The 19,573-nt window shown below is 70.2% G+C and carries 15 protein-coding genes; 4 read left to right on the plus strand and 11 right to left on the minus strand.

The window, feature by feature from the left end; translation table 11 throughout:
- Positions 1 to 188: 188 nt before the first annotated feature.
- The 8 genes from B0E52_RS05130 to B0E52_RS05165 form a co-directional block, all read right to left on the minus strand.
- The gene (locus B0E52_RS05130) at positions 189 to 1,496 is read right to left on the minus strand and encodes a DUF58 domain-containing protein (protein ID WP_077482320.1); all 1,308 of its coding nucleotides are present in this window, start codon (positions 1,494 to 1,496) and stop codon (positions 189 to 191) included.
- Between the two features lie 208 nt (positions 1,497 to 1,704).
- Positions 1,705 to 2,670 (minus strand): AAA family ATPase, encoded by a 966-nt coding sequence (locus tag B0E52_RS05135; protein ID WP_254426715.1) that lies wholly within the window; start codon positions 2,668 to 2,670, stop codon positions 1,705 to 1,707.
- 56 nt (positions 2,671 to 2,726) lie between these two features.
- Positions 2,727 to 3,824: a DUF4350 domain-containing protein gene (locus B0E52_RS05140; protein WP_077482322.1), complete on the minus strand. Its 1,098-nt coding sequence runs from the start codon at positions 3,822 to 3,824 to the stop codon at positions 2,727 to 2,729.
- A complete protein-coding gene (locus B0E52_RS05145; RefSeq protein WP_077482323.1) occupies positions 3,821 to 5,350 on the minus strand; it encodes a DUF4129 domain-containing protein in 1,530 nt (509 codons plus the stop codon). Before B0E52_RS05145 ends, B0E52_RS05140 begins: the two co-directional genes overlap by 4 nt.
- A complete protein-coding gene (locus B0E52_RS05150) occupies positions 5,340 to 6,317 on the minus strand; it encodes a stage II sporulation protein M (RefSeq protein WP_077482324.1) in 978 nt (325 codons plus the stop codon). Before B0E52_RS05150 ends, B0E52_RS05145 begins: the two co-directional genes overlap by 11 nt.
- Positions 6,314 to 6,994, minus strand: a complete 681-nt coding sequence (locus B0E52_RS05155) for an RDD family protein (RefSeq protein ID WP_077482325.1) — start codon at positions 6,992 to 6,994, stop codon at positions 6,314 to 6,316. Before B0E52_RS05155 ends, B0E52_RS05150 begins: the two co-directional genes overlap by 4 nt.
- Positions 6,994 to 7,515 carry an RDD family protein gene (locus B0E52_RS05160; RefSeq protein ID WP_077482326.1) on the minus strand — a complete coding sequence of 174 codons (522 nt, stop codon included), beginning with the start codon at positions 7,513 to 7,515 and terminating at the stop codon, positions 6,994 to 6,996. The genes B0E52_RS05155 and B0E52_RS05160 overlap by 1 nt, the downstream gene beginning before the upstream one ends.
- Positions 7,516 to 7,675: 160 nt before the next feature.
- Entirely contained in the window at positions 7,676 to 8,143 is a 468-nt protein-coding gene (locus B0E52_RS05165; protein WP_077482327.1) for an SET domain-containing protein-lysine N-methyltransferase, read from the minus strand.
- Positions 8,144 to 8,265: 122 nt separating this feature from the next.
- On the opposite strand from B0E52_RS05165, the gene B0E52_RS05170 reads away from it, so the two are divergent.
- Both B0E52_RS05170 and B0E52_RS05175 read left to right on the plus strand, forming a co-directional pair.
- Positions 8,266 to 8,763, plus strand: coding sequence for a hypothetical protein (locus tag B0E52_RS05170; RefSeq protein WP_077482328.1), 498 nt, complete (start codon positions 8,266 to 8,268; stop codon positions 8,761 to 8,763).
- A 55-nt stretch (positions 8,764 to 8,818) separates the two neighbouring features.
- The gene (locus tag B0E52_RS05175; protein ID WP_077482329.1) at positions 8,819 to 10,594 is read left to right on the plus strand and encodes an acyl-CoA dehydrogenase C-terminal domain-containing protein; all 1,776 of its coding nucleotides are present in this window, start codon (positions 8,819 to 8,821) and stop codon (positions 10,592 to 10,594) included.
- An 80-nt stretch (positions 10,595 to 10,674) separates the two neighbouring features.
- Here the strand turns inward: B0E52_RS05175 and B0E52_RS05180 are convergent, their stop codons facing one another.
- Positions 10,675 to 12,507, minus strand: coding sequence for an alpha/beta fold hydrolase (locus tag B0E52_RS05180; protein ID WP_077482330.1), 1,833 nt, complete (start codon positions 12,505 to 12,507; stop codon positions 10,675 to 10,677).
- Between the two features lie 162 nt (positions 12,508 to 12,669).
- Here B0E52_RS05180 and B0E52_RS05185 point away from each other — a divergent pair, with 162 nt between their 5' ends.
- Together B0E52_RS05185 and B0E52_RS05190 are read left to right on the plus strand one after the other, a co-directional pair.
- Positions 12,670 to 13,674 (plus strand): DUF4105 domain-containing protein, encoded by a 1,005-nt coding sequence (locus tag B0E52_RS05185; protein WP_254426712.1) that lies wholly within the window; start codon positions 12,670 to 12,672, stop codon positions 13,672 to 13,674.
- Between the two features lie 208 nt (positions 13,675 to 13,882).
- Positions 13,883 to 14,488: an OmpA family protein gene (locus B0E52_RS05190; RefSeq protein WP_077482331.1), complete on the plus strand. Its 606-nt coding sequence runs from the start codon at positions 13,883 to 13,885 to the stop codon at positions 14,486 to 14,488.
- An 81-nt stretch (positions 14,489 to 14,569) separates the two neighbouring features.
- Here the strand turns inward: B0E52_RS05190 and B0E52_RS05195 are convergent, their stop codons facing one another.
- Positions 14,570 to 17,866, minus strand: coding sequence for an EAL domain-containing protein (locus tag B0E52_RS05195; protein WP_168174127.1), 3,297 nt, complete (start codon positions 17,864 to 17,866; stop codon positions 14,570 to 14,572).
- 121 nt (positions 17,867 to 17,987) lie between these two features.
- Positions 17,988 to 19,454, minus strand: coding sequence for an RNB domain-containing ribonuclease (locus tag B0E52_RS05200; RefSeq protein WP_077482333.1), 1,467 nt, complete (start codon positions 19,452 to 19,454; stop codon positions 17,988 to 17,990).
- Positions 19,455 to 19,573: the final 119 nt, after the last annotated feature.

Below are 19,573 nucleotides of genomic sequence, written 5' to 3' on the forward strand. Positions count from 1 at the left end.
CATGAGCAACGGTGGGAGACGTGCGTCCGCAGGGCGGGAAAACGCGCCATGCGCCCACCATCACGACCGTCATGCATAGATCGCGGCTATCGAGAGTGGCGCGAGACGGTGCTTCTCAACAGCCTGCAAGGTCAGAAACATAATCACTTGGTATTTCATATCGACCCTCCGTAGACGCTTCCGTCTTTTCACAACCGATTCCCCCGCTTGATCGCCAGATACCGCTCGATCAACGCCCCCGACAACTCCGCGCAACGCACATCCAGCACATTCACCCCTTCCCTTCGCAGCGTCTCGTGTACCCGCTCGCGCTCGGCAAGGTAATGCATCGCCGACGCGCTGCGGATGCTGGTTTCCAGCGTGGCGCCGGGGTCGTGGGCGGCTTCGTCCAGTGCCTGTTCACGCAGGCTGGCCAGCACCACCAGATGCTGGCGGGAGAGCAGGCTGAGCGCGGTGCGCAGTTCCTTGTCGTCCTCGTCGCGCACGTTGGTGACGAGGATCACCAGCGCGCGCCGGCGCTGCTGCACCTGCAGGGCGTTCGCGGCGGCGAGGTAGTCGGTGGCCAGCGGCTGGGCGTGCAGGTCGTAGCCGGCGCCGAGCAGCAGGTCCATGCCGCCGCTGCCCTGCTGCGGCGGCAGCCAGCGCTGCTGCTGGCCGAGGCAGGCCAGCAGGCCCACCGCGTCGCCTTCGCGCAGCGCGATGCTGGCCAGCGCCAGCGAGGCGTTGAGCACGTGGTCGAAGTGCGCCAGCGGGCCGTCCTGCGCCAGCATGCGGCGGCCGCAGTCCAGCATCAGGATCACCTGCTGGTTGCGCTCCTCGCGGTATTCGCGCGAGATCAGCCGATGGCTGCGTGCGGTGGCCTTCCAGTCGATCTTGCGCAGGCTGTCGCCGACGCGGTAGTCGCGCAGCTCCTGGAATTCGGTGCCCTCGCCGCGGCGCCGCTGCAGGCGCGCGCCCACGCTGCGCGAGGCCAGCTCCACGCTGAGCCCGGCCAGCTCGGCCAGCACCGCAAAGTTCGGATACACCCGCGTGGCGGACGGCTCGCCCAGCACGCGCCGGCCGTGCCACAAGCGCCACGGCGACGGCAGCAGCGCGTGGCAGCCGCCGAAATGGAACAGGCCGCGCGCGTCGGGCGTGGTGGCGTAGTCCAGCCGCAGCGCGCCGCCGGGCGGCAAGCTCACGCGGCGCGGCATGCCGCGCACCGCCCAGCCGCCGGGATGCAGGTCGTGCAAGCGCAGCGACTGGCGGCGCTTGGTGGGATTGCGCAGGTGCAGCGCCACGTTCGCCTCCGGCCCCAGCGGCAGCACCGGCGCCAGCTCGCGCTGCAGTTCGGGCGAGGCGAGGCGGCGCAGACGCCAGGCATCGAGCAAGGCCAGTGCGGCGAGCGCGGCGCCGAAGGCCAGCCATGCCGACAGCGGCAAGCGGCCCAGGCTGGCTGCCGCGCCCAGCGCGGCCCAGGCCAGCAGCAGCCACAGCAGCAGCGGTGCGGGCCTCAAGTGCCGCACCTTGGTCGATGGACCATGCCGCGATTTTGCTCCTCCCCCTGCGTGCAGGGGGAGGTTGGGAGGGGGTGTTTTCGGGAGCGCCGCGCAAGCAAAAGCACCCCACCCCGGCCCTCCCCTGCAGGCAGGGGAGGGAGTACCGGGACTCGGCGCCAACCGGGCGCAGGAATGACAGGCAAAACGGCGGCGACTCGGGAGTTCTTCATTGCCGCGGCGCGACCACCTTGTGCAGCAGCGCGCCCAGCACGTCGTCGGGGCGCTGGCGCTCCAGCAGCGCCTCGGGCGCCAGCAGCAGGCGGTGGCGCAGGGCCGGCAGCACCACCGAGCGCACGTCGTCGGGCACCACGAAGTCGCGGCCGTCGAGCGCGGCGCGCGCCCGCGCCAGCCGCGCCAGCGCGAGGCCGCCGCGCGGGCCGGCACCGCCGATCACGCCGGGCCACTCGCGGGTGGCGCGCACGATGCGCACGGCGTAGTCGGTGACCGCGGCATCCATGCGGATCGCGGCCACACCGCGCTGCATCGCCAGCAGGCCGGCCTGGTCGACCACGGGCTGCACCTGCGACACGTCGAGATCGGCGGCCAGCTTGCCGTCGACCACTTCCGCCACCATGCGGCGCTCGTCTTCAAGGCTCGGGTAGCCGATCAACACCTTGACCAGGAAGCGGTCGAGCTGGGCCTCGGGCAGTGCGTAGGTGCCTTCCTGCTCGATCGGGTTCTGCGTGGCCACCACCATGAACGGCGCGGGCAGCGGCAGGCGGCGGCCCTCGATGGTCGCCTGCCCTTCCTGCATCGCCTCCAGCAGCGCGGCCTGGGTCTTGGCCGGCGCACGGTTGATCTCGTCGGCCAGCAACAGGTTCGCGAACACCGGGCCGCGGCGGATGCGGAACGACTCGGTCTTGGGGTCGTACACCGCGTGGCCGGTGACGTCGGCCGGCATCAGGTCGGGGGTGAACTGGATGCGCCCGAAGCTGCAGCCCACCGCGGCGGCCAGCGCGCGCACCAGCAGGGTCTTGCCCAGCCCCGGTACGCCTTCGACCAGCACGTGGCCGGCGGCGAGCAGCGCCAGCAGCGCCTGCTCGAACACTTCGGGCTGGCCGATGAAGGCACGGCCGACTTGCTCGCGCAGCGCGCGGGCGCGTTCGCCCAGCTCGGCGATCGACATCGGCATCGCGGCAGCCGGCGCGGCGGCCGGGGCGGCGGCCAGGGCAATCGGGGTTTCGGTGGTCATGGGCGGCTCCTGAGTCGCGCCAGGGTGAATAGGGAAGCGCGGAACGCCTGTGCGTTCGCGGGTGACTGGAAGGCCTGCGCGACTTGGCCGGCGGCTAGCCCGCCGCGTTCGGCGAGACGCGCGTACAAGGCTTCGCCGTTCAAGCGCACGCTGGCGGGATCGCGCCGGCGCAGCCGCGCCAGCACGGCCTGGCAGGCCAGCTGGTGCAGACTGCGGCCACCGTCGCGGCGGTAGAGGAATTCGCCGGCGGCCTGCACGTGTTCGAGCAGCGCGCGACGATGCGGCGCGGGCGCGGGCAGCAGCGGGCCAAGGCGCGCACTGCGCATCGCCACCCACGCCGCCAGCAGCGCGGCCAGCGCCAGCAGCGCGGGCCAGCCGCGGGTCGCCAGCAGCTTGAGGAACGGCTGGCCGTCCAGCGCATGGATCAGGTAGATCTGGCCGCGGCCGCGGTTCGGCGCCAGCAGGCGCCAGGCGAAACGCTGCGCCTCGGCCTGCTTCAGTTGCTGCCGTTCCAGCGGGGCAAAGCTGGCGAGCAGGCTGACGTGGCCGCGGCCGAGCGCGGTGCGCGCGAACAGGTAGCCGCCGTCGGTGTTGCCGATCGCTGCATCCGCCTTGGAAGCGGCCGCGGGCTTCAGGCGGAAGCGCAGGCCGCACAGGCTCGCGGCCTTTTTCCCGTCGCCGAGACGGCTGCAGCCGAACGTGCTCGGGCGCGGATCGAGCAGGCCCAATGCGGCAAACACCGGCGCACGCGCGCCCGCATCGGGCGCGAGCAGCAGATGACCGCCCTCGCGCACCCATGCGGCCAGCCGCGCGGCGGTGTCCGCATCGATGCGCCCCGCGTCCGCGCCGACCAGCACTGTGTCGCCCGGCCGCAGCGGCACCTGGCGCGGGTCCAACGTGGTCAGCGAGGCCGCCGGTTCGCCCATGTCGCGCAGCGTCTGTTCGAGGGCGAACAGCGGATTGGTCTGCGCCGCGCCGCTGGCCGGGGTCGGCTCGACCACGTCGCGGCGCTGGAACGTGGCGAGGAACAGGCCGACCAGCACCGCCACACCCAGCAGTACCAGAGCGGCGACGAGCAGGCCGCGATGCTTCATGCCGCGCCTCCCGATGCCGCAGCTCCCGGCTGCAGCGGCCAGCCGTCGAGCAGTTGCTCGAACGCGGCCTGGTCGGGATAGCGGCCGGCGTAGGCGGCGAACTGCCAGGTGCGCACGATCGTGGCGACGCGCTGCGAGCGCGCCGGATCGCCCAGCGCGGCGGCATGGCGCAGCCAGTCCGACTCGGTGGCGTCGACCGCGAACGGCATCTGCAGCTGCTGCGCGACGCGCTCCGCACAGCCGCGGTAGAGCAGCGCCAGCGCCTCGCGCCGCCGGCGCGCCTGCCACAACTCACGCGCAGTACCGGCCAAGTCTTGCGGGAGGGTTTCGGGCGTCTCGTCCACCGTCGTCGACAGGTTCGCCTCGAACGACGACGGCAGCGCCTCGTCGCGCAGCCCGCTGCTCCAGCGCCACGCGAACCAGGCCAGCGCCGCCACGACCGCGCCCAACGCCAGCCACAGCACGGCGTTGAACAGGCCGGAGAGCATGCGCAACGGCCCGAAGCCCATGTTCACGTTCTGCTGCGCGGGCGGACGGCTGTACTTCAATTCCCAGCGCCGCACGTGATGTTCGCCGCCGAAACGCGGATCGCGGTACACCTGCGCCGCGGCCGCCGCGAAACGCCGGTCGTCTTCGTCCAGCGGCTGGCGGAAGACCTCCTGCGGCGTGCTCACCGCCGCGCTCTTCGCGACCGGCGGCGTCGGCGACGCGGCATGGCCGGCCAACGGCAAGCCCAGGCACAGCAGCAGGCCGAGCAGCTTGCTCGCGTCCTGCAGGCGCGCGCGCAGGCGGCGGAACGCGAGGTCGATGTCCCAGGCTTCCAGCTGGGTGCGCCGGTTGAGGTAGAGCGCGAAGCCGCAGGCCACGTACAACGGCTCGATCGCGCTGATCGCGAGGTAGGCCACGGCGGACGCCGCGAGCGTCCACGCGGTGCCGGCACTGTGCACGTCGTGGCGGAAGAAATCGGCGAACGAGGCCGGCCGCCATTCGTTCGGCAGCAGCCACAGCGCCAACAGCCAGACGCTGAGGAACAGCACCAGCTCGAACTGCAGGCAGCCCCAGGTGAGCAGGCTGGCTTCGCCCACCAGCTTGCGGCGCAGCACCTTCCAGCGTGCGGCGCGCTGCCGGCGCGGCGCGCCTTCCAGCAATTCCAGCGGCAGGCGCAGCGCGCGATGACTGTCCAGGCGCAACCAGCTCAAGCCGGCGAGGGTCGGCCGCCACGGCAGGCCGCGCTGGCCGCGCAGGGTTTCGCGCCAGCGTGGTGCGCGGTCGAACACCGCGCGCGAGAGCACGTACAACGGCACGCGGTCGAACAGCGGCAGCAGCCACCAGGTCAGCGCGAGGCCCAGCCACGGCAGCTGCAGCAGCAGGCCCAGCGCGTTGACCAGCACGAACAGCGGCAAAGTGAAGGCGAACCACGCCGACCACACGGTGCCGGCGTTCGCGCGCAGCATCGTCGCGCCGAGATCGAGGGCTTCGCGCGATTCGCGCGGGCGCAGCACCACGCCGATCCGTTCAAGCTCCATGCCGCCCCGCCCTGCCGCCGAAACCCAGCCAGCCCAGCACCAGCAGCCAGGCCAGCGCGGCCACGCTGAAGCGCAGCGGATCGGGCAACCATGCCTGCGACGACCAGTACGCCTCGATGCACGCCGCCACCACCAGCATCGCGAACGCGCCCAGCGCCAGCTTCGCGCCGATCCAGCCGGCCTCCACCAGCGCCGGCCCGCGCCGGCGCCGGCCGGGTGCGAGCAGGGTCAGCCCCAATTGCAGGCCGGCGCCGCCGGCGATCACCAGCGCGCTCAGCTCGAACGCCGAATGAGTCACCACGAAGCGCCAGAACGGGCCGCCGTAGCCGATCGCGGTGAGGTGGCCGGCCACGCCGCCGACGATGATGCCGTTCGCGGCCAGCACGTAGATTGCGCCCACGCCGAACAGCAGGCCCGAGGCGAAAGTGCGGAAGGCGATGCTGACGTTGTTGAACACGTAGAAGCCGAACATCTGCAGGTTGGTGCCGCTGCTGCGGCCCAGGTGCGGATTGGCGGGGTCGTACATGCGCTCGAACTCGGCCAGCCGCGCGCTGCTGAACAAGGTGTGCGCGAACTCCGGATGCACCTGCAGCCACGCCAGCAGTGCCAGCGCCGGCACGTAGAACAATGCCGCCGCCAGCGCCATGCAGCGCCACTGCGCGCGCACCAGGCGCGGAAAGTCGGCGACCAGGAAGGCGGCCGCGCGATGCCAGCGCGGCGGTGGCGGACGGTACAGCACGCGGTGCCCGCGCTGCACCAGCTGCTGCAGCCGTTCGGTGACCTCGTGGCTGTAGCCGCGCCCGCGCGCCAGTGCGAGGTGGTGGCAGACGCGCCGGTAGGCTGCCGGGAATTCCAGCGCCTGCTCGCGGCGCATGCCGCGTTTCGGCTGGCGGTCGAGCTCGCCCAGCCAGGCCTGCAAGCCGTCCCACTCCTGCGCGTGCAAGGCCACGAAGCGTTCCTGTTTCATGGGCGCCCCAGCAGGCCGTTCGCGTAGCCGAGCAGGCGCGCCACCGCGGCGGTGTCGCGGCAGCCGGTCAGCGGTTCCAGCAGGTTCGCCAGTTCCTCCTGGCGCTGCACGGTGAGCTGGTCGGCGCGCTCGGCGAAATCCACCAGCGCGGCCTGCTCCTCGGGTGCCAGCGGCACGGGCAACATTTGTGCCGGCGACGCCGGCACCTGGTGGCCGAACGACGACTCCTTCGCGTGCACCACCATCGTGCCGGCCACGATGTCGCCGAGCCGGCGCGCGCCGGGATCGACCAGGGTGCTGGCCAGACCTACGCCGTACACGCCGGGCAGCGCGTCGACCACGCGCAGCAGGTTGCGCGTCACCGACGGCAGCCAGGTCACCGGCGTGCCATCGGCATTGACCACGCGCAGGCCCAGCGCGCGCTTGCCCAGGCTCTGCCCGTCCAGCCACAGCTCGCAGACCACCCAGTACGCCCACAGCAGGGCGAACATCGCCAGCATCGCCAGTCCGCGGCCGCCGGTGCCGAGGAATGCCAGCGGGATCATTGCCAGCATCAGCAGCACGAGGCGGATGATCGTGTCGATCATCCACGCCTGCGCGCGCGGCAGCGGGCCGGCCGCACGCAGGCGCAGCGAGATGCCTTCGGGCGTCTCGATCTCGCGGACGGAGTCCAGCATCAAACGTCGACGACGATGGTGTCGGCGATCAGGTCATGCAGGCAACGCCGTTCCTTGCCGAAGATCAGCAGCGGATCGATCAGGCCGACGAAGCGCCCCACCAGCGGGATCATGCCGAGCAGCACGACCGGCACCACGCGCAGGAAGATGTAGCGGAGCAGCGTGATCGGACTGCCGTCGGTGCGCACCATCGCGATCTCCAGCATCCGCTTGCCGATGGTCTGGCCGCTCTGGTGCACCATCACGCAGTTGACCACGAACACGCCGAGCATCAGCAAGAAGCCGAGGAAGATCAGCATGCCGGCGGTATGCGGCGCCGGAAATCCCTGCCGAGTCGCGCTGTAATACATCACGCCCGCCCAAACGAACAAACCGAGCCAGGGCAGATTGATCAAGCCATCGATGATCGCCGCGCCGAGGCGCTTGCCGCGACCGGCCTTGCGGCTTTCCAGATCGGCGGCGTCGCTGCCGCCCACGTCCCCCACCACCGCGGCAGGCGCCGCGTACGGATTGCTTTCCATACTTTCCCCCGGTTGCTGTCCATGGCCGCCCGTCCCCCCGACGTGCGTGTCTGCGGAGTATAGGAGCGCTTTTCGCCGGCTGGCTAGGCACCGAAACCGCAGGAATTTTCGACGCAGGCAGCGCCGGCGCCGGTACGAAAACCGGCGCCCGCCGGGTGGCTCAGCGCTTGGGCTTGAGCAGCGTGCCGCTGCAGTTCGGCGCGCCGCACAGGCACTGCCACAGCTTCTTCAGGCGCGCGGTGTGCGGCACGTCGAGAATGATGCCGTAGTCGTAGGTGAGTTCCTCGCCGGGCTTGATGGCGCGGATCGTCTCGATCAGCACCTTGTCGTGGCGCGGGTTGCCGTCGGCGGCTTCCTCCACCACCGCGCGGCAGTTCGGCGCGCAGCTGTGGTTGATCCAGCGCGCGCTGTTGCCGTGGCGGTTGGCGTCGACGATGTAGTCGTCGTTGAGCGTGAACAGGAAGGTGTGGCCGGTCTCGCCGCCGTCGCCGTACATCTCGTCGGCCTCGGCATGGGTCATCAGCGTGCCCTTGTACTGGATGACTTCCTCGCCCTTCTTGATCGGGGCGACGGCGAACACGCCATTGCCGTGGATGGGGGAACGGCGGGCGACGATGCGACGGGTCATGGCAATCGATATCGGTGGGGAACGCGCCATGATGCCTGCAGTCCATTGCGCTGGAAACCTCCCGGCATTGACGCGCGCGCCGACCCCGGGTCAAGATTCAAACAATCGTTTGAGGTACATCCATGAAGCGACTGCTGCGCTGCCTCGTCCTCGTCGCCCTCGTTGCCGCCCTGGTGGCCTGCGGTCCGCCGCGCAAGAGCGTGTTCCCGCCCACGCTCAGCGTGCAGCAGTTGCAGGTGCTGCCGAACGGCGCGTGGCGCCTCACCGTGCGCATCCAGAACAACAGCTACGGCGGCATGGATTTCAAGGCCATCGACGGCACGCTGCAGGTGGCCGACGGCATCCCGGTACGCCTGCATGCCGCGTTCGATCTCGACATCCCCGCCTTCGCCGGCGACGTGACCACGCTCGACGTGCTGCCCACGCCCGCGATGGGCAGCGCGCTCGCGACCGTCGCGGCCAAGGGCAGCGCCGGTTCACTGGCTTACGCGGTCGGCGGCACGGTGCACTGCCTGCCGGATCTGGCCGACCATCCGGACGACAAGAACCCGCGCGACTTCAGCTTCCAGCACCGCGACTTCCTCTCGCCGGTGCCTGGCATCGCCCACACCTTCCGCTAGGCACGTCGCGGCTGAAGCCGCGAACCAACACAACCCGCAGCCCAGAGGCAACGCCATGACGATCTACAAGGCCCCGCTAGCCGACCAGCGCTTCGCTCTTTTCGACCTGCTCGGCGCCGAGACCGTGCTCACGCAACTGCAGGGCGGCGCCGAACACGGCCGCGATCTGCTCGATGCGGTGCTGGAGGAAGCCGGCAAGCTCGCCGAGCAGGTACTGGCGCCCACCAACGCGCCGGGCGACGCCGAGGGCTGCCGCTACGACAAGGCCACCCACACGGTGACTACGCCCAAGGGTTTCAAGGAGGCGTTCAAGGCCTTCGCCGAGGGCGGCTGGGCCGGCCTCACCGCGAAGGAGGCGTTCGGCGGCCAGGCGTTGCCGGGCGTGCTGGGCATCGCCACCACCGAGCTGTTCCAGTCGGGCAACCTGGCGTGGAGCCTGTATCCGCTGCTCAGCGAGGGCGCCTGCCACGCGATGGAGCTGCACGGCACCGAAGCGCAACAGCACACCTACCTGAAGCCCATCGTGGAAGGCCGCTGGACCGGCACGATGTGCCTCACCGAGCCGCAGGCCGGCTCCGACCTGGGCCTCTTGAAGACCCGCGCCGAGCCGAACGCCGACGGCAGCTACGCGATTAGCGGCACCAAGATCTTCATCAGCGCGGGCGAGCACGACCTCGCCGAGAACATCGTGCATCTGGTGCTGGCGCGCCTGCCCGATGCGCCGGCCGGCAGCCGCGGCATCTCGATGTTCATCGTGCCGAAGTTCAAGGTGAATGCGGACGGTTCGCCGGGTGCACGCAACGCCGCGTTCGCCGGCGCCATCGAGCACAAGATGGGCATCAAGGGTTCGGCCACCTGCGTGATGAACTTCGACGGCGCGGAAGGTTTCCTGATCGGCCAGCCGCACAAGGGCCTGGCCGCGATGTTCACCATGATGAATGCCGCGCGCCTGTCGGTGGGCGTGCAAGGTCTCGCGCTGGCCGAGCGCGCGTACCAGAACTCGCTCAACTACGCGCGCGAGCGCCTGCAGGGCCGCGCGCTGTCCGGCGCGAAGTTCCTCGACAAGGTGGCCGACAACCTGCTGGTGCAGCCCGATGTGCGCCGCATGCTGCTGACCCAGCGCGCCTTCGTGGAAGGCTCGCGCGCGTTGCTGTACTACACCGCGCTGCAGACCGACATCGAGGCGCGCGGCGTGGACGAAGCCACGCGCAAGGCGGCCGGCGAGCTGGTCGCCTTCCTGATCCCGATCGCCAAGGGCGTGGTGACGGAACTCGCGCAGGAGTGCACCAAGGAGGCGCTGCAGGTGTATGGCGGCCACGGCTACATCGGCGAGAACGGCATGGAGCAGTTCGTGCGCGACGCGCGCATCATCACGCTGTACGAGGGCACCACCGGCATCCAGGCCGCCGACCTGCTGGGCCGGAAAATCCTGCAATTGCAGGGCGTGGGCTTCAAGCATTTCGCCGGCGAGATCGGTGCGTTCTGCAAGACGCACGCGGGCGATGCGAGGCTCGCGCCGTTCATCGCGCCGCTCGGCGCCGCGATGAAGCAGTGGGGCGAACTCACGCTCGCGCTGGCGCAGCGCGTGCAGGCGAATCCGGAGGAACTGGGCGCCGCCGCGACGGACTACCTGTGGTATTCGGGCTACGTCACGCTCGCCTACTTCCAGGCACGCAGTGTGGCCGCCGCGGAAGCGAGCACGCAGGGCGCGGCGTTCAAGCAGGCCAAGCGCGACACCGCCGCGTTCTACTTCGCGCGCATCCTGCCGCGCACGCTGATGCACAAGGCGGCGATCGAAGCCGGCGTGGCGACGCTGCCCGACATCGCCTGACCGCACGCCCGCAGGAGTGGCTTCAGCCGCGATGCTCTTCGTTGCGTTACCGCGAAGGCGAATCGCGGCTGAAGCCGCTCCTACGGTTTTTCGCGCGCCAGATGCAGCCGCATGATGCGGCGCAGTTCGAGAATCGCCGCGGGCGTCTCCTGCACGCTGTGCCAGGACGGGATCACCACCTCGGAAGCCGCGCCCGCGAGATGCGCGCTGGTATAGGGCACCACGCCGTCGCTGCTCTGCGCCAGCTCGCCGTGCGGCTTGTACAAGCCGATGATCGAGTGGTAGCGCACGCCCGGCGAGATCGGCAGATTCTCGGTGGCGACGATGAAGGGGTCGGTGTCGCTGAGGTTGTCCACACTGTTGGAGACGTGCAGCGGCGCGCCCTTGCCGCTGTCGTCCTTGAGCAGGTCGGAGATGCTGGTCATTTCCTTGAGCACGCTGAACGGCAGGCGGATCAGCTCGGCCACCCAGCGGGCGAGACGATGCCGCGCCGTCGGCGTGCCGCGGTGCGGCGCGGCGAGGAACACCGCCTCATCCACCTGCGGCATCGGCGAGAACTGCAGGTAGGGCTCGAGCGCCTTGTGCAACCGCGCGCGCTTGGCGGCGGAGAGTCGGCTGCCCTCCGGCACCAGGCTCCACAGCCGGTCACCGCTGGACGACACCAGCAGGCGCGCGATCACCCCGCCCATGCTGTGCCCCACCAGCATCATGTGCTGCGTGGCCCGCGTGGTTCCGCCGGGATCGAAGTGGCGGATGGTGGCATCCAGCGCGCGGCGGATCTGCATCAGGTTCACCGCGATCGGCGCGTTGGTGGGGTAGTAGACCTGCCACACCTGGTAGTGGCGACGCAGTTGCTCGTCGCCCAGCACCTCGTTCGCCACGTTGACCCAGGCCTCGGGGCTGCTGGCCAGGCCGTGCAGCATCACCACCGTCAGGCGATCCGGATCCCACGGCTGCATGAGGATCACGCGCGGCTCCTTGATGCCGCCCTCGCGCCCCAGCAGCGAGCGGATCGACTGCATCGCGAAGCCGGAACGGGCCAGCCACAGGCCGTAGGGCGCGGTGAAGTTCGCGCCCAGCGGCACGCTGCGGCCGGCGATGGCGACGTCCGCGTCGCGGTAGGGATCGCGCACCAGCAACTGCGCCTGCCGCGTGTCCAGCACTTCGTCCAACGTGTGGCCACCGAACACCAGCACGCCGGTCATCGCCGCGTAACGCGGCTCGCGCCACGGTTCAGCCGGCGCATCCGTTGCGGACGGCGGCGCCACCGCCACGAAGTCCGAGCCGAAACCGTCGCGCCGATAGACGTTGCGCAAACCCTTGAAGCGCAGCGCCGAGGCGGGGATCAGCTCCGTCGGCGCGGTGCGCAGGTGCAGGTCGGTATCCGGCCGCAGCACGGTCCAGCCCGCCAGCTCGGTCTGCGTCCAGCCGGTGCTGAGCCTGGGCAGCTCCTCGAACCAGCGTCCGACCACGCGCTCCACCGCGTAGTCGTAGAACGCGATCACCTTGGCCTGGCGCTGGTCGAACACGCGCTCGGCGGGCGTGCGCTTCGTGTAGAACAGGTAGGCGTAGGCGTAGCGCGCGCTCTGCAGGTAGGCGTCCAGCGTGGCGTCGTCGATCGCGGGCTCCTTGTCGCCGCGCAGCGCGCGGCCCAGCCACAGCTCGGACAGCGCGGACAGCCGGCGCTCCTCGTCCAGCCCGCTGGCGTGCTCGACGATTTCGGTGCAGCTGTCGAAGGATTGCGTGCACTGCTTCGCGTTCAACGCCACCACGTTCAGCGCCTGCACGGTGCCATCGCTGAACTGCCGGCTGCCGATCACGTCGGCGCGCCGCTCGCTCACCACGTCGCTAGGCTTGAGCCGGCTTACGCCCACCATCGCGCAGGCATTGAGGCATGGCAGCAGCGTCGCCATGGCAAGCCGCGGCAACCAAGCCCAGCTGATCGAATGACCCCGCATTCCCTGCCCCGCTTCCGCCCTGGCAACTGGCGCGATTGTAGTCGCGGCCGCCGACGCCCCGTTGCCTTCCCCTGCGCATCGCGGCAGGCTGGCGACATCCGGCAAGGCATCGACAGCATGACGAACCTCCTGCGCGCGATGGGACGCGGCCTGGCGCTGCTGCTGGGCGCGCTGGTCGCGCTCGTCTCCGGCGCCTGGGGCGCGCTGGCGCTGTGGTACCAGCTGCCCGGCGGCGTCGCGCTGCGTACGCTGGGCGCCGTGCTGTGGTCGGTACTGGTGCTGGCGCTGTTCGCGCTGGCGATCCTGCGCCGCGCATGGTGGCCGCTGGGCGGCTACGCGCTGCTGTATGCGCTGCTGCTGGTCTGGTGGTCGGGCATCACACCCGGCAACGACCACGCCTGGGCCGACGACGTGACGCGCCTGCTCGCCGGCGAGGTGCACGGCAACGTGGTCGTCCTGCACAACGTGCGCGACTTCCACTGGCGCAGCGACAGCGACTACGACGCGCGCTGGGAAACGCAAAGCTACGACCTCGACCATCTGGCTTCCGCCGATGCCGTGCTCTCGCACTGGGGCAGCAAGGCGATCGCCCACGCGATGATCTCGTTCGGCTTCGACGATGGCCGCCACCTGGTGTTCTCGGTGGAGATCCGCAAGCGGCGCGGCCAGCAGTTCTCCTCGATCGGCGGCTTCTTCAAGGACTTCGAGGCGATCCTGATCGCCGCGCCGGAAAGCGACCTGATCCGCGTCCGCACCAACGTGCGCGGCGAGGACGACTATCTCTATCCGCTGGCGATCGAACGACCGACGATGCGCGCGCTGTTCCTGTCCTACGTGGACAAGGCGAACCGGCTGGCGACCACGCCGGTGTTCTACAACACCGTCACCTCGAACTGCGCCTCGATGGTGTATCGCATGGCGCGCCAGCTCGATCCCGGCCTGCCGCTGGACCCGCGCCTGCTGCTTACCGGCTACCTGCCCGGCTATCTCTACAAGATCGGCGTGCTGGACCACCGCCTCACGCTGCAGCAGTGGAACGCGCGCGCACGCATCACCGAGCGTGCGCGCGCGAGCCGGCCGGGCGAGGATTTTTCCGCGGCGATCCGCGCGCCGCAACGCTGAAGTGCGTGCCGCATCGTGCACGCGATGCCGCAATGAAATCTTCACTACCTGCACAGGAACCTGAACCTTGGCGCAGCAGCGATGCCGCGAAACGTGCATGTGCGCGCGGCATTGGGGTAGGGTCGAAACGGCAGCACCCCCACGCTTCCTCGAACGACCTGCAGACCGCTGTCAATCACGTCGCAGGCACGCACCCAGGAGACACGCGATGAACCTCCCCTCCCCCCGAATCGCCGTGCTGGCGGCGAGCATGCTGGCCGTTGGCCTGGCCGGCTGTTCGCAATACGTGAAGAAGGATGACTTCAGCGCCGCCATCCAGCAGTTGCAGCAGAAGCAGCAGGACCAGCAGCAGCAGATCGATTCGATCAAGCAACAGATGCAGGAGCAGTTCTCCAAGTACGACACGCAGATCACCGCGATGCAGGGCCGCGTCAGCGTGGACACCGTGGCGCACTTCGCCTTCAACAGCGCCACCCTGAACGAGCAGGACAAGCCGGCGCTGCAGAACTTCGCGCAGACGATCAGCAAGTACCACCCGAACGTGCTGATCACGGTGGAAGGCTTCGCCGACCCGGCCGGCTCGCGCGCCTACAACCATCGCCTGGGCATGCAGCGCGCCGACGCGGTGCGCGACTTCCTGGTGCAGAACGGCATCGGCGCCGACCAGGTGCGCGCGGTGAGCTACGGCAAGGATGCGAACCGCCAGGTGGTGAAGGGCGCCAGCCGCGACCACGGCGCCGACAACCGCCGCGTCTCGCTGACGGTGGATTCCACCGGCGCCGGCGCGGTGGCCTCGGCGCCGGCAACTTCCTGAAACCGGTTTCCGCGCAACACGAAAACGCCCGGCCTGCCCGGGCGTTTTTCGTTGGCGGCGCGTGCGCTCGCCGTCGTGCGTTCACACCGAGGCGAGACGCTGCTCCAGCATCGCCTCGAACTGCGCCGGCGGCATCGGCCGGGAGATCAGGTAACCTTGGAAACCGTGGCAGCCTTCGCGCATCAGGAAGTCGTGCTGCGCCGCCGTCTCCACGCCTTCGGCCACCACCTCCAGGCCCAGCCCGCGGCCCATGCCGATGATGGTCTGCGCGACCATCGCGTCGTTCGCATCCTCCGGCAGGCGGGCCACGAAGGCCTGGTCGATCTTCAGCTGGTCCAGCGGCAGGCGCGAGAGATAGGCGAGCGAGGAATAGCCGGTGCCGAAGTCGTCCAGCGAGATGCGGATGCCTTGCGCACGCAGGCGCGCCAGCTTGACGGCGGCCTCGGCGAGATCGCCCAGGATCGCGGTCTCGGTGATCTCCAGCATCAGCTGCGCAGGGTCGGCACCGCTCGCGGCGAGCACCCGGCACACGTCGTCCACGAAGCCCGGCTGGGCGAACTGCCGCGCGCTCACGTTGATCGCGAGCACGAGTCTGCATCTGGATGGCCGCGCCGACCAGGCGACCAACTGCGCACAGGCGCGCCGCAATACCCAGTCGCCCAGCGGCAGGATCAGGCCGCTCTCCTCGGCGACGGGGATGAACCGCTCCGGCGACACCGATTCGCCGTCGGGGCGGGTCCAGCGCAGCAGCATCTCGGCGCCGACCACGCGCCCATGCCGGTCGACCTGCGCCTGCAAGTGCAGCTCCAGCGTCTCCTCGGCGATCGCGCGGCGCAGGTCGCCGACCATTGCCTCGCGCTGCACCAGTTCGTCCTGCATGGCCGGCTCGTAGCGGCACAGCTGGTCGCGCCCGCCGGCCTTGGCGGCGTACATCGCCAGCTCCGCCTGCTTGAGCACCGATTCCGGCGAGTCGCGTCCCGGCACCAGCTCGGTCCAGCCGATGCTGACCGTCATCCCCACCGGCACGTCGTCGTCCAGCTGGAACGGCATCCGCAAGGCCTCGCGCACTTGCTCGGCGCAGTCGCGCACCTGGACGACGCGCGCCAGCGGTTCCGGCGCACGGCACCGCAGCAGCAGCGCGAACGTGCCGCCACTGAAACGACTCAGCACGCAGTCCTCGTCCAGCAGCTTGCGCAGACGCTGCGCGATCAGCACCAGCAGGCGGTCGCCGGCGGCGTGGCCGCGCAGGTCGTTGACCCGCTTGAAGTGATCGAGATCGATCAGCAGCAGGGCGACGCCGCGCGTGGCGTCCTTGCCCAGCAGGTGCTGCAGGCGGCCGTGCAGGAAATGCCGGTTCGGCAGCTCGGTCAACGGATCGAAGAAGGTCATGCGATCGACGCTCGCATGGGCCTCGCGCTCGCCGGTCAGATCGATCATCGAGCAGACGAAGTGACCCGGCTGGCCACCGGCGCCAGGCACGGCTGAAATCGCGACGCGCGCCACCCTGGGCTGGCCCCGCTTGACGTGGATCCACAGCTCGCCCTGCCCATGGCCGACGCGACGCGTCGTTTCCCAGAGGCTGTCGTAGGCATCCGGCGCGCGCTGCGGCGAGCGCAGCATCGACGACGGCTGCCCGACCGCTTCGTCGGCCCGGAATCCGGTGAACCGGGTGAAGGCATGGTTGACGCGCTGGATGACCTGGTCGGCATCCAGCACCATCGAGGCCTCCTGCGTCTCGAATGCGACGGCGGCCAGGCGCAGTTCGTTCTCCGCCTGCTTGCGCTCGGTGATGTCCTGCGCATGGATGAGCACGTACTGCGCAAGCCCGTCGGCATCGTGGAACACCGAGCAGTCCAAGCGCACCGGGAAGCGCCGGCCATCCTTCGCCACCTGCTCGGTTTCCCACACGTAGTGGTCAAGCCGATCCGAGGTCGCCCGCAAGGCCGCGCGCTCGGCCACCAGGTCTGGCGGATACAGCGCATCCACCGGCATGCCCACCATCTCCTCCGGCGTGTAGCCGTGCGCGCCGGCGAAGGTGGGGTTGGCGGAGATCAGGGTCTTGTTGCGCGCATCGCAGATGTACACGCCGAACGCGGCGTTCTCGAACGCATGCCCCCACAGCTGCAGTTGCGTTTCGGTCCGCTGTCGCTCGGTGACGTCGCGCGCCGCGCTCACCACGCTGTACAGCTCGCCCTGCGGCGTGAACAGGGGCGCGCTGATGACCTCGAACTGCCGGTTCTGGCCGTCTCCGGCGGCCAGCGACAGCAAGGCGCCGGCATTGCGCCCCAGCCGTGCCGCCTCGCCATCCAGCTCGCGCATCCCGGCCGCGAACGCCGCGTCGAACAGCTCGTCGCAGCGCCGTCCGGCCGGCGACTCGCAAGCGGAGCGGAACAAGGCCTCCGCACGGTCGTTGCCATCGCGGTAGATGCCCTGGAGATCCTTCACCCACATCGCGTCAGGGCTGGCGTCGAAGATCGCGCGCAGCTTGCCCTCTTCCGCCCGCAGCGCGGCCGTGCGCGCCGCCACGGTGCGGCGCAGCGTCCCCACCCACAGCAGCATCAGCGCGATCAGCGCCAGCACCGCCGCCAGCGCGACGCCGGCGACGCGCCCGTAGGGCGTCGGGATGAGCGGATGCTCCAGCCAGCGCTTGTCGAGCACAGCAAGCTCGGCCGGCGCGATGCCCGCCATGCCGCGTTCCACCGTCTGCAGCATCGCCGTGTTGCCCTTGCGCACGGCCCAATGGAACTGGCTGGTGTCGAGCACGAACGCCCGCTCGAAACGGCCCAGTGCGGCAGATTCGGACAGGTAGCGATATGCCCGGTTCTCGTCCATGCAGAAGACCCGCGGGTTGCCGCGAATCGCCGCGCGGACGACCTGGCGCGCATCGCCGAACTCCCGCAGTCCGGTAAAGCCCAGCGACTGCAGCTTCGGCCCGCAGGCATCGCCGCGATCCACGCCCACCTGCAAACCTTGCAAGGAGGGCAGATCGTGCACGCCTTCGACGCTCCGGTCGACGTAGACGCCGGTAGGCAGCGTGGCGTAAGGCAGGGAGAAGTCGTATTGCGCATCCCGTGCCGACGTGTGGTAGATCATGTCGATCACGTCGGCCTGTCCCGACAGCAGCGCCTGCGTGGCGGCCCGCCAGTCCATGGTCACCAACTCCACGCGGATGCCGGTGTGCGCCTGGAACAGCTTCCATCGGTCCACCTCGTAGCCCTGCGGCTTGCCGTCCGCATCGAGCGACAGGAAGGGTGGATAGTCGTCGGGCGCGACCACGCGGATCTGCGTGGGCGTGGCGGGAACGGATGCCGCGGCAGTGGCGAGCGCGGCCGGACTGCACGACAGCCATGCCACGCATGCAAGACCCCAGCCGCTCATGCGCATGCCACTACCGCCCGAAGCCTCCCCGATGACGGCTAGCATCGGCACTCACGTGCAACCACGCAAGTAGTGCGCCATCAACTTCCGGCACTGGCGGGCGCCGGGCGGCACGCGGCGCTCAGACCGCCAGCTCGAAGCGCACCAGCCGCTGCATCGGATCGGCCGCGGCCAGCCGCACCGTCACCTCCTGCCCCAGCGGCAGCGGCGTCGCGGAAGCGACGCGGGCCTCGATCGCGGGATCGCGCAGCATCACCACGCCGCCGTGCGCGAGGGCGCCGTTGCCGTCGCCGCGAGCACGCTCCGCGCCGTTCGCCTCGACGATCGCGCCTCGGAAGGTCTCGCCCACGCGCGGCGCCAGCAGCACCGCCTCGACCAGATCGATCACCTGGCGTTCGTACTGGTGCGCGCGGCGATCGGCCTCGGCCATCGTTTCGGGCAGGGCCGGCAGCGCGGCGCGCGCCCAGTCCGGTACCGGCTGGTTCGCGCACAAGGCCACGCAGACCTCGCCCACGTAGCGGTCCACCAGCCGGCGCAGCGGCGCGGTGGCATGCGCGTATTCCGCCGCCAGCGCGGACTGCAGCGGTTGCGCGGGCAGCGCGCCGTCGAAAGCCACGTAGCCGGCGCCGCGCAACACCGTGGTGCACGCGGTGAGCATCGCCACATGCGCGTCTTTCGACGGATCGAGCGCGCGAATGAAGTCGGGGTAAGACTGCGTCGCGGCCCACGCGATGCCGAGCACCTGCGCGGTGAGCTTGAGCCGTGCGATCGCGGCCGGATCGGGCGGCGGCAGCGTGCGCAACAGGCCGACCTTGCCCTTGACCATCAGCTGCGCCGCGGCCATGCCGGTGAGCAGCGAGATCTGCGCGTTCCAGTCCTCGATCGGCTGGTTGACGCGGTACTCCAGCTGCCACTGGCCGTCCGCCACGCTGATCTCCTGCTCCGGCAGCGCGAGACTGATGCCGCCGCGCGCCTGTTCGCGCCGCTGGCGCAACTCGCCCACCTCGCGCAGCAGCGACCACAGCGGATCGGCGGTGCCGGCGTCGAGCTGCTGCTGCACGCCGGCGTAGTCGAGCCGGGCACGACTCTGCACCCGCGCGCGACGCACGTCGATCGCGGCGATCTCGCCGCCCGCGTCGAGATCGATCATCCACAGCAGCGCGGGCCGCAGCTGGTCCGGCAGCAGCGAGGCGGCGCCTTCGGAGAGCGACTGCGGATGCAGCAGGATGCGCGAGTCGGCGCCGTACAGCGTCTCGCCGCGGCGGTGTGCTTCCGCATCCACCGCATCGCCCGCACTCACGAACGCAGCCACGTCGGCGATCGCGTAGTACACGCGGTAGCCGCCGTCGCGGCGCTCCAGGTGCATGGCCTGGTCCAGGTCCATCGAGCCGGGCGGATCGATTGTGACCAGCGGGATGTCGGTGCGATCCAGCGCCGGCAGCCGGGGCTGTGCCGCCGCCTGCGCCGCCGCGGCCTCGACCTCGGGCGGGAACGCACCCGGCAGTTTCATTTCGCGCTGGATCGCGGCGATGCCTTGCGCGAGCGTGGCGTCGGCGCCGGTCTGCAGGCGGATGCGGGTGGCGGGCATGGGACGTCCCTGGCATGGGCGCGGCGGCGCGCGAAGGCCGCACTATAGCCGTGGCCGGCTGGCGCGGCGCACTTCCGTCGCACGCCGCGACGGTGTAGAACCGGCGGAAGTCCCCGTAC

It is taken from the genome of Rhodanobacter sp. C06, assembly GCF_002001105.1.
Taxonomy (GTDB): domain Bacteria; phylum Pseudomonadota; class Gammaproteobacteria; order Xanthomonadales; family Rhodanobacteraceae; genus Rhodanobacter_A.

Coding starts and splice junctions, on each gene's coding strand:
- B0E52_RS05170 (WP_077482328.1), top strand. CDS start 8,266: ATGAAGCGACTGCTGCGCTGCCTCGTCCTCGTCGCCCTCGTTGCCGCC.
- B0E52_RS05200 (WP_077482333.1), bottom strand. CDS start 19,454: ATGCCCGCCACCCGCATCCGCCTGCAGACCGGCGCCGACGCCACGCTC.
- B0E52_RS05165 (WP_077482327.1), bottom strand. CDS start 8,143: ATGACCCGTCGCATCGTCGCCCGCCGTTCCCCCATCCACGGCAATGGC.
- B0E52_RS05175 (WP_077482329.1), top strand. CDS start 8,819: ATGACGATCTACAAGGCCCCGCTAGCCGACCAGCGCTTCGCTCTTTTC.
- B0E52_RS05195 (WP_168174127.1), bottom strand. CDS start 17,866: ATGAGCGGCTGGGGTCTTGCATGCGTGGCATGGCTGTCGTGCAGTCCG.
- B0E52_RS05190 (WP_077482331.1), top strand. CDS start 13,883: ATGAACCTCCCCTCCCCCCGAATCGCCGTGCTGGCGGCGAGCATGCTG.
- B0E52_RS05185 (WP_254426712.1), top strand. CDS start 12,670: ATGACGAACCTCCTGCGCGCGATGGGACGCGGCCTGGCGCTGCTGCTG.
- B0E52_RS05180 (WP_077482330.1), bottom strand. CDS start 12,507: ATGGCGACGCTGCTGCCATGCCTCAATGCCTGCGCGATGGTGGGCGTA.
- B0E52_RS05135 (WP_254426715.1), bottom strand. CDS start 2,670: ATGCCGATGTCGATCGCCGAGCTGGGCGAACGCGCCCGCGCGCTGCGC.
- B0E52_RS05145 (WP_077482323.1), bottom strand. CDS start 5,350: ATGGAGCTTGAACGGATCGGCGTGGTGCTGCGCCCGCGCGAATCGCGC.
- B0E52_RS05150 (WP_077482324.1), bottom strand. CDS start 6,317: ATGAAACAGGAACGCTTCGTGGCCTTGCACGCGCAGGAGTGGGACGGC.
- B0E52_RS05160 (WP_077482326.1), bottom strand. CDS start 7,515: ATGGAAAGCAATCCGTACGCGGCGCCTGCCGCGGTGGTGGGGGACGTG.
- B0E52_RS05140 (WP_077482322.1), bottom strand. CDS start 3,824: ATGAAGCATCGCGGCCTGCTCGTCGCCGCTCTGGTACTGCTGGGTGTG.
- B0E52_RS05155 (WP_077482325.1), bottom strand. CDS start 6,994: ATGCTGGACTCCGTCCGCGAGATCGAGACGCCCGAAGGCATCTCGCTG.